This window comes from Paenibacillus sp. LT-B23 (genome assembly GCF_059417685.1).
Window position 1 is genome coordinate 17,983 of sequence record NZ_JBSQBM010000011.1, and the last position, 14,101, is coordinate 32,083.

Here is a 14,101-nt window from a genome sequence, read left to right on the forward strand (position 1 = left end):
GGTGAATCGCTTGTTGGACCGATTGCAATCATTGGCGGACCGCTACGATAAACTGAGCGAACTGCTCTGCGATCCGGATGTAGCGAACGATAGCAAGAAACTTAGAGATTATTCCAAAGAACAGTCTGATTTACAGCCTGCTTATGAAGCATATACTGAATATAAAACTGTCGTTGAAGAGCTTGACGCTGCTAAAGCCATGCAGGCCGAAAAGCTGGACGACGAGATGCGTGAAATGGTGAAGATGGAGATTGATGAGCTCAGTGCCCGTAAACGGGAGCTGGACGAGAAAATCCGCATTTTGCTGCTGCCGAAGGACCCGAATGATGATAAGAATGTGATTATCGAGATTCGTGGTGCAGCGGGTGGTGACGAAGCGGCATTGTTCGCGGCCGATCTGTACCGGATGTACACTCGTTATGCCGATACCCAAGGCTGGCGTGTAGAGCTGATGGACGCGAACATGAATGACCTTGGGGGCTTTAAAGAGGTTATTTTCATGATTAACGGTCGCGGCGCATACAGCAAAATGAAATTCGAAAGCGGAGCACACCGCGTACAGCGGATTCCGACGACGGAATCCGGTGGACGTATTCATACATCTACATCTACGGTATCCGTTATGCCTGAGGCCGAAGAAGTGGATGTTGAAATTTCCGACAAGGATATCCGCGTAGATACGTTCTGCTCCAGCGGTGCTGGCGGTCAGTCCGTTAATACGACCAAGTCGGCGGTACGTGTAACGCATATGCCAACAGGCATTATGGCAACCTGTCAGGACGGCAAATCCCAAAACTCCAACAAGGAGAAGGCACTACAGGTTTTGCGTGCCCGTATTTCGGATATGCTTCGTCAGGAAGAGGAAGCCAAATATGCAGGCGAGCGTAAGAGCAAAGTGGGTACCGGAGATCGCAGTGAGCGCATTCGTACCTACAACTTCCCGCAAAGCCGTGTAACAGATCACCGCATCGGGCTGACCATGCACAAGCTGGATCAGGTGATGAACGGGGAGATCGAAGAAATCGTATCGGCGCTCACGATTGCAGAGCAGGCTGATTTGATGGAACAAGAGGTTTAAGTTTTGGGACACGAACGCGATCTTGTGTATCGAATGTCGCCGGAACGGAGCATGAGTATCAGAGAAGCCTTAGTTGAGGCTTCTTCTTTTTTAGGGAGCTGCGGCGTGCTGGAGCCGCAGCATAACGCCCGCCTGCTGCTGGAGCATGCGCTCGGGCTGGAAGGCACGGCGTTCTACGCTGCGCTGGGCGATCCGTTCCCAGCCTCGGGCAAAGAGGCGTGGGAAGCGGTTATGGCTCGCAAAGCAGCGGGTGAGCCAGCGCAGTATATTATCGGACGGCAGGAGTTTTATGGCCGTCCGTTCGCGGTTTCGCCGTCGGTGCTGATTCCGCGCCCCGAGACAGAACTGCTCGTCGAGGCCATACTTCAGCACGGCGACCGGCTGTGGCCGGACGGCGCTCCGCAGGCGCTCGATATCGGCGCGGGCAGCGGGGCGATTGCCGTCACGCTGGCGGCTGAGCGGCCCCGGTGGCGTGTGGCGGCGGGGGATATTTCCGCCGCAGCGCTGGAGATGGCGGCGCATAACGCCGCTGCCAACGGCGCAGCCGTGGAGCTGCGCGAAGGCGACCTGCTGGCGCCGTTCGCGGGAGAGGCGGTGGACATCCTGGTGTCCAATCCGCCATACATCCCGGCCGCCGACATCGCAGGCTTGCAGCCGGAGGTGCGCGACCATGAGCCGCGTATGGCGCTGGATGGCGGGCCTGACGGGCTTGGCCCGTATCGGGCGATGCTGGAGCAGCTTGGGCTGCTTCAGGCTCCGCCGCGGTTAATCGGGTTTGAGCTAGGCATGGGACAGGCCAGAGACGTGGCTGGACTGCTGGAGCAGGCAGGTCATTGGAATACGATTCTAATCGTTCCGGACCTTGCTGGAATCGAACGCCATGTCCTGGGCGTTGCGGAATAATGCTGCATTTTCTTTTTGCGAGTCTTTCCTTTAGAATAAAAGGAGTATGACCGAGAAACGGCTCAGGGGGAAATCATGCTTCAGAAATTGAAAAAAATTGACGGTCCGGTTATCTTCATTCTGGTTTTGCTGATGGCGATTAGTATCATAACGGTGTATAGCGCGGGTAGAGGCCCTACCAACATTGCGGAGCACGGAAACGACTACCAGAAAATGATCGGGTATTATATATTGGGTTTTGTGGCTGTTTTGGGTTTGGCGTTGGTGGATTTTCGTATTTTTATTAAAAAAGCGCTGTATGTATATGGCGGCGGAATATTCCTGTTGGCTCTCGGCTTTTTTGGCGGGACGGTTAATAACTCCCAGGGCTTTTTGAAAATTGGTGGCTTGAACCTTCAGCCTGCTGAGGTATTCAAGCTAGTGCTTATTATTTTTCTGGCGTATATGCTGATAAAGAAGCGCAAGAGCAAGCTTTACTTTATACAGGATGTACTTCCAGTTGCTTTAGTGAGCTTTGTCCCGTTCGCTATGGTAATGGCGCAAAATGACTTGGGTAATGCGCTCGGGTACATTGTCATCGTTCTCGGGATGCTGTGGATCGGTAATGTGAAGGCCTCCCATGCATTGATCGGATTTACGATTTTTGTAGTCGCCGCAGGCGGCGGGATCAAAGCGTATATTTCCTTCCACGATCAGATTGATACCTTTATGAAGGGCATTGGCCGTAGTCACTGGGTAGAGCGTCTGGACCCTTGGCTGGTACCGGAAGAAGCGACAGCGAAGGCATCTTATCATACGAAAAACGCCAAGCTGGCCATTGCCTCTGGTGGAATGATGGGCAAAGGCTTTTTGCAGGGGACTTCGGTGCAATCTGGTCGTGTGCCTTACACCTATGCGGATTCTATTTTTGTGGTCGTAGCGGAGGAATTTGGCTTTGTCGGCTCATCGGTGCTGCTGCTGCTATATTTTATTTTGATACACCGTATGATCCTGATCTCGCTGGAATGCCGTGATCGGGCTGGACCCTATCTTATTGTCGGCATTGTGTCCATGCTGCTGTATCAGATTTTTGAGAATATCGGCGCGTTTTTGGGCATCATGCCACTGACGGGGATTACGCTCCCTTTTATAAGCTATGGGGGTACGTCGTTGCTCATTAATATGGCTAGTATTGGCTTGGTTATGAGCATTAAGGTACACGGTCAGGAGCTGGAGGACGATCTGCCACAGCCTTCCAGAGTGAACTTGACGAAGGCGAAAAAAGCTTAGTGTGTACAGATTGTGGATAGATACAGCTTCGTGTTTTATGGTGAGAAAAATAGTGAGATGCAAAAGGGTCCAGATTGTGAAATCTGGGCTTTTTTGTATACGCGGGTTACTCCCAAGCTTTGGTACGCAGATCCATGTTGCTCGATGTAGGGCTATGGATGTTTTTTTAAATCTTCTTGAACATTTCACGAGATTGATAGGTTTAGCCTCTCCCAAACCGGACAGACTGATAGACATGATAGAGTTTGGGGGGATTTGGGATGAGAAGCTGGACCAAGCAAGTTGCAATGATACTATTTTGTATTTCAATATTAATGATGTCGTGGGAAGGTCAAAAAACAGATGCCGCCATGACATCAGGGTCAAGAGGGCCTGTAGGGGCAGGGATGGCCACGACAGGAGCGGGCGTTATTCCGCATGATTCCATCCGATTGCGTATTTTGGCCAACTCGGATCGCCCGGAGGATCAGTTGGTAAAACGTGAAATAAGGGATTCCATCGTACAACAGATGGATGCGTGGGTGGGCAAGTTGGAAAACCCGCAAAGTTTGGAGCAAGCCAGAGTGCTGATTGCTGCTCATTTACCCGAAATTGACCGTTTAGTAGGCGCGGAACTGGCTCGACGGGGCATTTCGTACGACCATCAGGTGGAATTGGCAAACGTACCTTTTCCGACCAAGATGTACGGTGGACTTGTTTATCCGGCAGGAGATTATGAAGCGCTTCGGGTTACGCTGGGACAAGGCAAGGGGCAAAATTGGTGGTGTGTGCTGTTTCCTCCCTTGTGCTTTATTGATGCGGGCAGCGGGGAAGCAGCAGCACAAGCGGTCTCGGCAAAAGCGGACCAAGGAGGCGGACGGACGAATGCCGCTGACAAGGAGCCGGAAGTACGGTTTTTTCTATGGGATGCGTTGACGGGGTTGTGGGGATGGGTGAGTGGTCTTTTTGCCTAATTGTCGTGAACTGTAGAAAAGAGAACAACGGGTGGATGATTCCGGTATGTTATAATGAAATATAGGCTTTACAGCTATGAGACATGGACTGATTCGGTTCAGGTAAGCCGCCAAGGCAAGTTCTTTGACGATAGAGCAAACTGAACAGGACTGTATGACAATAACGTATGGGATGATCTGATATGAGCGATAAATCGAATCAAATACAAGGTTTGTGCGGAGAGTCTGTGCAAAAGGAAAAATGTGAATCGGTACTGGATAAACAGGGGCTTTATGAGCTAAAGCCGCCGTTGGCGGCTTCCCATACGAATTGGTGGGACGTCAGAGGCTTAGTGGTTGAAGGGGATTTCTCTGGTGAAATGTTATCCGGACAAGCCCTTGTCGCGGCGGAAAAAGGCATTCGTGAGGCTGCTGTGCTGCTGCAAGCAGGAGAGACGGTAGCGTTCCCTACTGAGACGGTGTACGGCTTGGGCGCGGATGCGCGTAGCACGGAAGCGGTAGAATCGGTATTCGCCGCCAAAGGGCGTCCTTCCGATAATCCGCTGATCGTGCATATTTCCGACCCTGCCCAGTTGGATGGCATGGTAACGGAAGTAAATGATACGGCGCGGGCGCTGATGGATGCGTTCTGGCCGGGACCGCTAACGCTGGTGCTGCCCGTAATTCCGCAAGCACTGTCGCCCCGTGTGACGGCGGGGCTGGACACGGTCGGCGTGCGCATGCCAGATCATCCGGTAGCGCTGCGCCTGATTGCGGAAGCAGGCTGTCCGCTGGCTGCGCCAAGCGCCAACCGCTCGGGCAGGCCCAGTCCGACCCTTGCACAGCATGTGCGGGAGGACCTGGAGGGCCGCATCGGCGGCATTTTGGACGGTGGCCCCACGGGTGTAGGGCTGGAGTCTACGGTGGTGCAGGCCAGTGACGACGGAACCGTCACCATCCTGCGCCCCGGTGGCGTGACGGCCGAGCAGCTCGCTGCGGTCGCTCGCGCCGTCGAGCTGGACCCGGCGCTCGCCGTCGCTTCGCCCGGCGAGGACGCCGATAGCCCGGCACCGCGTTCGCCGGGCATGAAGTACACGCACTACGCGCCGCGAGGCCGTTTGAGCGTAGTGCAAGGCCCGTCATCCGCGAAGGTGACGAGCTGGATTTGCGCTGCGCTGGCGGAGGCGTCCGCGCGTGGAGAGCGCACGGCGGTGCTCGCGTTCGACGAGCATGCCGCCGGCTATGCCGGAGAGCGCGTTTACACGCTGGGCAAGCTGGACGAGCTCCATGAGGCGGCGCAGCGCTTGTACGGCGTGCTGCGCCGCTGCGACGAGGAAGGCGTCACCTACATCTTGGCGGAAGCTTGTCCGCCAAAAGGGCTGGGAGACGCCGTCATGAACCGCCTGCTCAAAGCAGCAGGCCATCGGGTCGTCCGTCTCTAGGACGACGCGGACACTATCCAAACATTTCCCAAACATTTCCTATATATGCAGTCCCCGCGTTTGCATGGATTGACCTTTTCAGCATAGTTGGCCCCTCTCCTTCCCGGTACAAGCACGGTAAACCGTATGCTTGTACTGTTTTGCCTCTTGTCCGCATAACGTGTACAAGAGCGGACGGATATTGGGGGGATGGAGTATGCTGGCAGCCTCTGCCCATGCCGGGCAGATTGTAACGATTCTGGTCATGGCAGTAGCGCTGGGGATGGATGCGTTATCGTTGGGCGTAGGGATCGGCATGAAGGGGATACGCCTGCGGGACGTGCTGCGGATCAGCACGGTCATTGGCTTTTTTCACATACTGATGCCATTGCTGGGTATGTTCACAGGCCATTATATGAGTTCTTTATTGGGTCATGTGACGACCTATTTTGCAGGGGGATTGCTTATCCTTTTGGGCGGGCATATGGTGTATAATTCCTTCAAAGGTGACGGGGTACAGGTGCTGGACCATCGTTCGCCCCTGGGCCTTTTACTATTTTCGCTTGGGGTGAGCGTCGACTCCTTTTCTGTCGGGGTATCACTGGGCATGTTCCAGAGTGATTTGGTGCTGACCGTTCTGACGTTTGGCTTTTGCGGGGGAGCGATGGCGATGCTGGGACTGCTGTTAGGCCGCAAGGTCAGCCGCAATCTGGGAGACTATGGAGAAGCGGTGGGCGGTGCTATTTTACTGGCATTTGGCATTATGTTTATGTTTTGATTTTGGGGCGGACAGTGTAAAATAAATACAGGATTTTAGTAATCCTCTGTTTATATATTTTTTAACTTACGGGGGGTGAAGACGTTGAAACATATCTTATTCGTTTGCACAGGGAACACCTGTCGCAGTCCAATGGCTGAAGGGATGCTGCGCAAGCTGTCTGCTGAGCACGGGCTAGGGTTGGAAGTGCGCTCGGCGGGAGTAGCCGCGATGGAAGGTACGCCCATTTCCCGACATGCAGAGGCAGTGCTACGTGACCACAATATCTCGGATCAAATCACCTCAACTTCTTTGAACGGTGGGCTTGCCGAGTGGGCACATCTGATTTTAACCTTGACCCAAGGGCATAAGCAGCACGTCATTCAGCGCTTTCCCCAAACGGTGGGCAAGGTGTTTACGCTCAAGGAATATGTGGAGGACCGGGATTCAGTGCTGAATGATGTACAGGAGCTGGATGGTCTGTACGCTTCGCAACAACTGATGGGATCATTAGGTCAGGAGCTTTCGGCACGGGAGCGTGAGCGGATGATTGAACTGCGTCAACGTATTCCGGGCTTTGATATTTCCGATCCGTTCGGCGGGTCGCGTGAAGATTACGATGTCACGGCTGCAGAAATCCGAACAGCGCTGCACAAGCTGGTGGACAAGCTACAGTCCTTGTCCGAATAAAGTTTGGATTACCTATCTATTTTGTACGGGATCTGTTGATTTTCGGCGGTTAATCCGTTAAGATAAGGTGGAAAAACAAGAATCCGGTGTAACTGGCGACAAAAGTGGGGTTAACCACGATGGAGCACCGGATATACGGCCGGTCGCCTGGGCAAAAGAGCAAATCCACATAGGCTGTGGACTGCTCTTTTTTCGTATATGAACTAGGTCCGGCCTCCAGTGTCCTTCCGTCCAGACAAATGGCTATTATTCTTCCGCATGCTGTTACTTCGAGTATCCAAACCGAGAGAGGGTCCTTTAAGCAGTTTTTCCATTTTTCCTGCTCGAAATCCGATTCATCGGCTATAATATAGTCAGATTGTGATATCAGGAGAGAGTGTGTTGAACATGGGGCATAAGCCCGTGCCCAGTCTCTGTGGGGCCGTTCAACCAAAGGAGGTTCCAATGGTAGGACAATTGGATCATGAGGTTGCGCTTAAAGCACAGACCGCTTCTGTCGTGAAGGAAATCGCAGAAGCAGCCAGTCTCAAAGCTGGTCGCCTGTTGGTTATCGGCGTAAGCACCAGTGAGGTGGCGGGAAGCCGGATTGGCACGGCGGGAGCGCTCGATGTAGCGCAGCAATTGCTGGCTGGAGTGGAATCCGTTCGCAGGGCGTATGGTTTTGACGTGGCATTTCAATGCTGCGAGCATTTGAACCGTGCGCTAGTCGTTGAGCGAGCCGTGCTGGAGCGGCTGGGACTGACGGAGGTCGCCGCCGTTCCCGTTCGTACGGCAGGCGGATCTATGGCTACCGCCGCCTATCGTGCGCTGGAAGATGCGTGTCTGGCAGCGAATGTACAGGCGCATGCGGGGGTAGACATTGGTGAGACGCTGATCGGTATGCATTTGCGACCGATTGCCGTTCCGTTTCGTCCAGGCCTTCGCTGGATTGGCGAAGCGCGTGTGACGGCGGCATTCACTCGTCCTCCGCTCATTGGCGGACAACGAGCAGTGTATAGTCTGGAGCAAGAAGGCGGCGGAAGCTGCGACTAGCATTTGTATTTTGGCTTGGACTGCATGTTTGTATTGATCTTTTTTGCATTGATGATGAGGTACCCAACAGAGGAGCAGGCGCTTGCCTGTATACCTGACAATTGACCATGGAGAGGGAGTAATCAATCATGATGGAACATCTGCGTAAAAGTGACCCGGCAGTGCTGGAAGCAATGGGACTTGAACTGAAACGACAACGCCACAATATCGAGCTGATCGCATCCGAAAATATCGTCAGCGAAGCAGTAATGGAAGCAATGGGCTCCGTACTGACGAATAAATATGCTGAAGGTTATCCAAACAAACGCTACTACGGTGGCTGTGAGCATGTGGATATCGTCGAGGACATTGCACGCGACCGTGCCAAAGAACTGTTCGGTGCAGAGCATGCTAACGTACAGGCTCACTCGGGAGCGCAAGCGAACATGGCAGTATATCTGGCAGCTCTTAAACCTGGAGATACCGTACTGGGTATGAACCTGGCGCACGGTGGCCATCTGACACACGGAAGTCCGGTTAACGCCTCCGGCTTGCTGTATAACTTTGCCGCTTACGGCGTACGTGAAGACAACTTCCGCATCGACTATGATGAAGTGCGCAAGGCAGCCTTCAAGCATCGCCCTCGTCTGATTGTAGCCGGAGCGAGCGCGTATCCGCGTACCATCGATTTTGAAGCCTTTGCTTCCATTGCCAACGATGTGGGCGCTCTGTTCATGGTCGATATGGCACATATCGCGGGTCTTGTGGCAGCAGGTATTCACCCAAGCCCGGTTCCGCATGCTCAATTTGTTACAACAACGACACACAAAACGCTGCGTGGTCCGCGTGGCGGTCTGATTCTGACTCGCAAAGCGTGGGCGCAAGCGATTGATAAAGCGATTTTCCCAGGCACTCAAGGGGGGCCTTTGATGCATGTGATCGCATCTAAAGCCGTTGCCTTGGGTGAAGCGCTCCAGCCTTCCTTCAAAACCTATGCGCAAAACGTAGTTCGCAACGCCCAGGTGCTGGCTGAGACATTGCTGGCTGAAGGCATTAACATTGTATCCGGCGGTACGGATAATCACTTGATGCTGCTGGACACGCGTAACTTGAACATCACTGGAAAAGAAGCGGAGCATGTACTGGATTCCGTGGGCATCACGGTCAACAAAAACGCGATTCCTTTCGACCCGACCAGTCCATTCGTTACCAGCGGAATCCGCATTGGTACACCTGCTGCAACATCCCGTGGTATGGATGAAGAGGCTATGGTCAAAATCGGTAAAATCATTGCTGAAACTCTCAAAAATCCGAAGGATGATACGGTATTGTTTAAAGCCAGCCAAGCTGTTGGCGAACTGACAGACAAATTCCCGATCTACCCAGGTACTCAATACTAATCAATCGGCTTGTTCATGCTCCCCCTTAGCCTCAGGTTGTCAGCCTTGGCATCTGGGGGATGACCATGACTACACATATGATGAGACTGATAAGGCTGTTTTTCTTCCGTAAATCGGAGTGGGAACAGTCTTTTTTTGATTTCTAGCAATTTTGCCTGTTTCTGGTGATATCCTGGTCCTTTAAAGTAATTGAGTTGAATTTGGCGCTGACAAAGGGTGGACCTTTCAAGTCGACGGAGTCCGTTGCGTTCGGAGGACATATATAATGAAGCGTTTACAAATAGTCGTCTTGGATTGGGTACTGCCAAAGTCATTATTTTCTTTGTTATCGTTGCAATCATTACGAGCATCCAGGTGCGTCTGACGAAGAAAAAGGAGGTCGAAATGTAATGGGAAAAACAAGCGACATTTTGGCTCATTCCGCTTCGTGGCCGATGACCTTCCATTTTGAGAACTACGCGAATGCCTGGAATAAAATAAAACAGCGACAAGATATGGAGTTGGAACTATCAACGTTTCCCTAAGGGACTGAATCAGGATCTGAAAGTAGCTTGCAGGCCTATATTGTGGGAGTCATTACGAAGGATGAAATGCTCCAGCAATTTCAGGGGGCATGGGACAATTTGAAGTTTAGATAAAAGATTGATGCTGTATCAGGACACAATGCCTGTAGCTTGGGTGGGTAGTCTGAAGTTCAAAGGCTTTGACGGTCAAGTGCCGTCAGAGCCTTTTTTATGCACTTTTTGTATGACAAAAGTCACCCCTGAAGTGGGCAAAGTATGCTTTTTACCTGTCATATCTTCCTCTTGACAAAAGGTTGCGGTGGCAGGTGTTAAATCAATCAAGGGAATGTTATAATAAACAGGATTTACAGGCACGCATTGCATCTGTGCTTATTTGGTTTGTACAAATAGGTTACATAGATCCTTTCCATACAGGATGTTCAATGTTCTGGTGCGAAAGAACGTGACGATAATACCGGAGGGAATATATCATGGCAAAACTGGTGGTTTGTGATCACCCTTTGATCCAACACAAACTTACATTTATCCGCGATGTGCGGACCAACACCAAGGATTTCCGCGAACTGGTGGATGAAGTAGCAACATTGATGGCTTATGAAATTACGCGGGATATCCCGCTGGAAAGCATTACGGTGCAGACGCCGGTTGCTGAGACGGAAGGTAAAGTGATTTCCGGTCGTATGCTGGGCCTCATTCCGATCTTGCGCGCAGGCCTGGGTATGCTGGATGGCGTCGTTAAACTGCTGCCGGCAGCAAAGGTAGGGCATGTGGGACTGTTCCGTGATCCTGAGACATTGCAGCCTGTGGAATACTACACGAAGCTGCCTACAGACGTGACAGAGCGTGAATTGATCGTGATTGATCCGATGCTGGCAACAGGCGGCTCGGCGATCGCGGCTATTGATGTGTTGAAAAAGAGAGGCTGCACCCAAATTAAAATGATGAATTTGATTGCCGCTCCCGAGGGAGTCAAGGCTGTTCAGGATGCCCACCCCGATGTAGATATTTATGTTGCTGCACTGGACGAGCGTCTGGATGATCACGGCTACATTATTCCTGGTCTTGGTGATGCGGGAGACCGTTTGTACGGAACCAAATAAACGGCCTCTGGTCATTCGGCATAATATATGGGCGTTACGGACAAGTCGTTTTTCATAGGAGAACGATCTTGGAGTCGGGCGTTTATTTTGAAAAGGGGTTCAACAGAAAATGTCCAAAATCAAAGTGATGACTATTTTTGGCGTGCGTCCGGAAGCGATTAAGATGGCTCCTCTTATTTTGGAGCTTCAACGTCACCCCGAGCATATCGAGTCTGTAGTATGCGTAACGGCTCAACATCGCCAAATGCTCGATCAGGTTCTGGAAGTATTTAATATTCACCCTGACTATGATCTGGATGTGATGAAGGATCGTCAGACGCTTAATGAAATTTCGATCCGTGTGCTTCAAGGTTTAGAGCCTGTATTACGTGAGGCAAAGCCGGATATTGTACTCGTTCACGGCGATACGCTGACGACTTTCCTGGCCAGCTATGCGGCCTTTATGCAACAGATCGAAGTGGGGCATGTGGAAGCGGGTTTGCGGACGTGGAACAAACTATCTCCATACCCTGAGGAAATGAACCGTCAACTTACAGGAGTGCTGTCTGATCTTCATTTTTCTCCTACATCTTTATCGTCTGGAAATTTGCGGAAGGAAAATAAACCTGAATCGCGAATATATGTAACAGGCAATACAGTGACTGACGTATTTCAGTACACAGTTCGTCAGGATTACGAGCATCCGGTGTTGGAATGGGCTAAAGGCAAGCGTATGATTCTGATGACGGCACACCGTCGGGAGTCCCAGGGGGAACCACATCGCCAAATTTTTAGTGCGGTCAAACGGATCGCGGACGAGTTTGAGGATATTGCTATTGTGTATCCCGTTCATCCAAGTCCGGCTGTGAAGGAGCCTGCATTTGAGATTTTAGGCAACCATCCGCGTATTAAGCTGATTGATCCGCTGGATGTGGTGGATTTACACAATTTTTATCCGCACACTCATCTCATTCTTACTGATTCCGGTGGTCTTCAGGAGGAAGCCCCTTCATTCGGCGTGCCTGTACTGGTACTACGCGATACGACTGAAAGACCGGAAGGCATTGAAGCAGGCACACTGGAGCTGGTGGGTACGAATGAAGAGAACGTCTACAATCGAACCAGGGCTCTTTTGACGGATTCTGCTTTATATGAGTCTATGAGTCAGGCAGCAAATCCTTATGGTGATGGACAAGCATCGGTAAGAATTGTCAATGCAATTTTGCACCATTATGGTGTTCAATCTGAACGCCCTGAAGAATTTCACACAATGTTCACAAAAGGTGTTCGCACGACATAATAATCCTTTACAAGGCAAGCATACAGTTAAACTGTACGGTTACCAAGGGATACGGCATTTTAAGATGCTTTGTTGACTGATTCTATACTTTAGGGCGCTAAAATATCTCAATTGACAAAGCATCTTATATTTAAGTAAAATGGACTGGAATTGCAGGGGTGACATGGAAAAGTGGTCAAACCTTCCAAGCAAAACAACAACCGAAATAACACCGGAAATGCCTTCAAGGCAATTGGACTGGTGAGCGCTATCGGCATTGATTTGGCGGTATGCACACTGGGTGGTTTTCTTGCCGGAAAGTGGCTTGACGCCAAACTTGGTGGCTCCGGAATTTGGATTGGCGTAAGCGTTCTCGCAGGCTTGGTTGTAGGCGCATTGAGTATTGCCCTTGTGATCGGAAAGGTATTGAGGGATAACCATGAGTGAGATGACCCGAATGCAAAAAATGTTATGGATCGTAGCGCTTTGTATTATGGCTCTGTGTTTCCTGGTCTCCGCCTTCATGCCCCAACATCGTGACATTGCTCACGGAATCATTCTGGGAACGGGAGTAAGCTGTCTTAATGTGCTGCATATGGCCTACAAAATTCGACAGGTTGCGAGTGCAGCCGCCGGTGAAGGCAAGAAGAAAAGGGTGGGCATCGGCTTTGGAGTTCGTGTAGCGACCTCTATTTTGGCGGTGGTGCTGGCGATAGAATTCCCGGCCTATTTCCATGAGATCGCTGTAATGGCAAGCCTGGTGACTGGACAGTTTCTTCTTTTAATTATAGGCATCATATTCGCGCTACAGGAAAAATGATGGCTCAACTGAGAAAGGGGTGAGAAAACATGTTGCATGAATCACCGATTATCGAATTGGGCGGGTTTAACATTGACTTGTCCGTCATTATTATGCTCTTTGTAACTTGCGCGATTGTGTTTGGACTGGCTTTTGCTGCAACACGCAATTTGTCTGTAGACAATCCAAGCAAGCTGCAAAACTTTATGGAATGGGTCGTAGAATTCGTTCAAGGACTGATTACCAGCACGATGGATTTGAAAAAAGGGAAGCCATTCCTCTCCTTGGGGATGACGCTGATCATGTTCATTTTTGTCGGAAATATGCTGGGCTTACCGTTCGGGATTGTGACCGAATTCGATAATGCGCAAAGTGCCCAAGTATTTGGACATGAAATCATTCCAGTCAAGGAAGCATTAGAACAGGCACAAGCGTCTCATCCGGGCGAATCTGCCCACGTGGGTGTCAACTGGTGGAAATCACCTACCGCAGATGCAGGGGTGTCCATTGGTCTGGCATTGATGATCTTTGTCCTGGTTCATTTCCTGGGAATCTTCCGTAACACCAAAGCATACTTCAAGCATTACATTCAGCCATTCCCTTTCTTTTTGCCAATTAACCTGATTGAGCAGTTCTCGAAACTTTTGACACATGGTATGCGTCTATTCGGTAATATTTTTGCCGGCGAGGTTTTGATTAGTGTACTGCTGAAATTGACGGCAATTGGCTTTGGAGGATGGATTGCTTCCGTATTGGGGCTGATTGTATGGCAAGGATTCAGTATCTTTGTCGGCAGTATCCAGGCGTTCGTCTTTACCATTTTGACGTTCGTGTATATTTCACAGGCAATCGATACACATGAAGAAGATCATTAGGTAATTTTCAGTTTCCGGTTTTTAGTTAAGTTCAGGAGTGCGCTTCGCTCTTAACTGCAAATACATGTACAACACAAATACACA

Annotated in this window: 15 protein-coding genes, 1 pseudogene and 1 riboswitch; all 16 genes and pseudogenes read left to right on the forward strand. The window is 50.9% G+C overall.

Annotated features, from left to right (window positions below; genetic code table 11):
• Window positions 1-10 precede the first annotated feature (10 nt).
• Entirely contained in the window at window positions 11-1,078 is a 1,068-nt protein-coding gene (gene prfA, locus ACWXW9_RS14970; RefSeq protein ID WP_025683383.1) for a peptide chain release factor 1, read from the forward strand.
• 3 nt (window positions 1,079-1,081) lie between these two features.
• Window positions 1,082-1,981: a peptide chain release factor N(5)-glutamine methyltransferase gene (gene prmC, locus ACWXW9_RS14975; protein ID WP_494930045.1), complete on the forward strand. Its 900-nt coding sequence runs from the start codon at window positions 1,082-1,084 to the stop codon at window positions 1,979-1,981.
• Between the two features lie 75 nt (window positions 1,982-2,056).
• Window positions 2,057-3,250, forward strand: a complete 1,194-nt coding sequence (locus tag ACWXW9_RS14980) for an FtsW/RodA/SpoVE family cell cycle protein (RefSeq protein WP_494930046.1) — start codon at window positions 2,057-2,059, stop codon at window positions 3,248-3,250.
• Between the two features lie 260 nt (window positions 3,251-3,510).
• Window positions 3,511-4,203 carry a stage II sporulation protein R gene (gene spoIIR, locus ACWXW9_RS14985; protein WP_494930047.1) on the forward strand — a complete coding sequence of 231 codons (693 nt, stop codon included), beginning with the start codon at window positions 3,511-3,513 and terminating at the stop codon, window positions 4,201-4,203.
• 182 nt (window positions 4,204-4,385) lie between these two features.
• Window positions 4,386-5,624, forward strand: a complete 1,239-nt coding sequence (locus tag ACWXW9_RS14990) for an L-threonylcarbamoyladenylate synthase (protein ID WP_494930048.1) — start codon at window positions 4,386-4,388, stop codon at window positions 5,622-5,624.
• A 196-nt stretch (window positions 5,625-5,820) separates the two neighbouring features.
• Entirely contained in the window at window positions 5,821-6,381 is a 561-nt protein-coding gene (locus ACWXW9_RS14995; RefSeq protein WP_494930049.1) for a manganese efflux pump MntP, read from the forward strand.
• 84 nt (window positions 6,382-6,465) lie between these two features.
• Window positions 6,466-7,050 (forward strand): low molecular weight protein arginine phosphatase, encoded by a 585-nt coding sequence (locus ACWXW9_RS15000; RefSeq protein WP_494930050.1) that lies wholly within the window; start codon window positions 6,466-6,468, stop codon window positions 7,048-7,050.
• Between the two features lie 78 nt (window positions 7,051-7,128).
• Window positions 7,129-7,210, forward strand: a riboswitch (ZMP/ZTP riboswitch).
• A gap of 284 nt (window positions 7,211-7,494) precedes the next feature.
• Window positions 7,495-8,082 carry a TIGR01440 family protein gene (locus ACWXW9_RS15005; protein WP_494930051.1) on the forward strand — a complete coding sequence of 196 codons (588 nt, stop codon included), beginning with the start codon at window positions 7,495-7,497 and terminating at the stop codon, window positions 8,080-8,082.
• 128 nt (window positions 8,083-8,210) lie between these two features.
• Window positions 8,211-9,461, forward strand: a complete 1,251-nt coding sequence (gene glyA, locus ACWXW9_RS15010; RefSeq protein WP_494930052.1) for a serine hydroxymethyltransferase — start codon at window positions 8,211-8,213, stop codon at window positions 9,459-9,461.
• A gap of 152 nt (window positions 9,462-9,613) precedes the next feature.
• Window positions 9,614-9,851 (forward strand): annotated as a pseudogene (locus tag ACWXW9_RS15015) (sugar ABC transporter permease); the annotation flags it as partial.
• Window positions 9,851-9,985: a hypothetical protein gene (locus ACWXW9_RS15020; protein ID WP_268794242.1), complete on the forward strand. Its 135-nt coding sequence runs from the start codon at window positions 9,851-9,853 to the stop codon at window positions 9,983-9,985. The pseudogene ACWXW9_RS15015 and the gene ACWXW9_RS15020, both read left to right, overlap by 1 nt.
• 470 nt (window positions 9,986-10,455) lie before the next feature.
• Window positions 10,456-11,085 (forward strand): uracil phosphoribosyltransferase, encoded by a 630-nt coding sequence (gene upp, locus ACWXW9_RS15025; protein ID WP_013312332.1) that lies wholly within the window; start codon window positions 10,456-10,458, stop codon window positions 11,083-11,085.
• A 109-nt stretch (window positions 11,086-11,194) separates the two neighbouring features.
• A complete protein-coding gene (gene wecB, locus ACWXW9_RS15030; RefSeq protein WP_494930053.1) occupies window positions 11,195-12,364 on the forward strand; it encodes a non-hydrolyzing UDP-N-acetylglucosamine 2-epimerase in 1,170 nt (389 codons plus the stop codon).
• A gap of 171 nt (window positions 12,365-12,535) precedes the next feature.
• Window positions 12,536-12,790, forward strand: coding sequence for an AtpZ/AtpI family protein (locus tag ACWXW9_RS15035; protein ID WP_494930054.1), 255 nt, complete (start codon window positions 12,536-12,538; stop codon window positions 12,788-12,790).
• Window positions 12,783-13,163 (forward strand): ATP synthase subunit I, encoded by a 381-nt coding sequence (locus ACWXW9_RS15040; RefSeq protein ID WP_494930055.1) that lies wholly within the window; start codon window positions 12,783-12,785, stop codon window positions 13,161-13,163. The genes ACWXW9_RS15035 and ACWXW9_RS15040 overlap by 8 nt, the downstream gene beginning before the upstream one ends.
• Before the next feature lie 29 nt (window positions 13,164-13,192).
• Entirely contained in the window at window positions 13,193-14,017 is an 825-nt protein-coding gene (gene atpB, locus ACWXW9_RS15045; RefSeq protein WP_494930056.1) for a F0F1 ATP synthase subunit A, read from the forward strand.
• Window positions 14,018-14,101 lie beyond the last annotated feature (84 nt).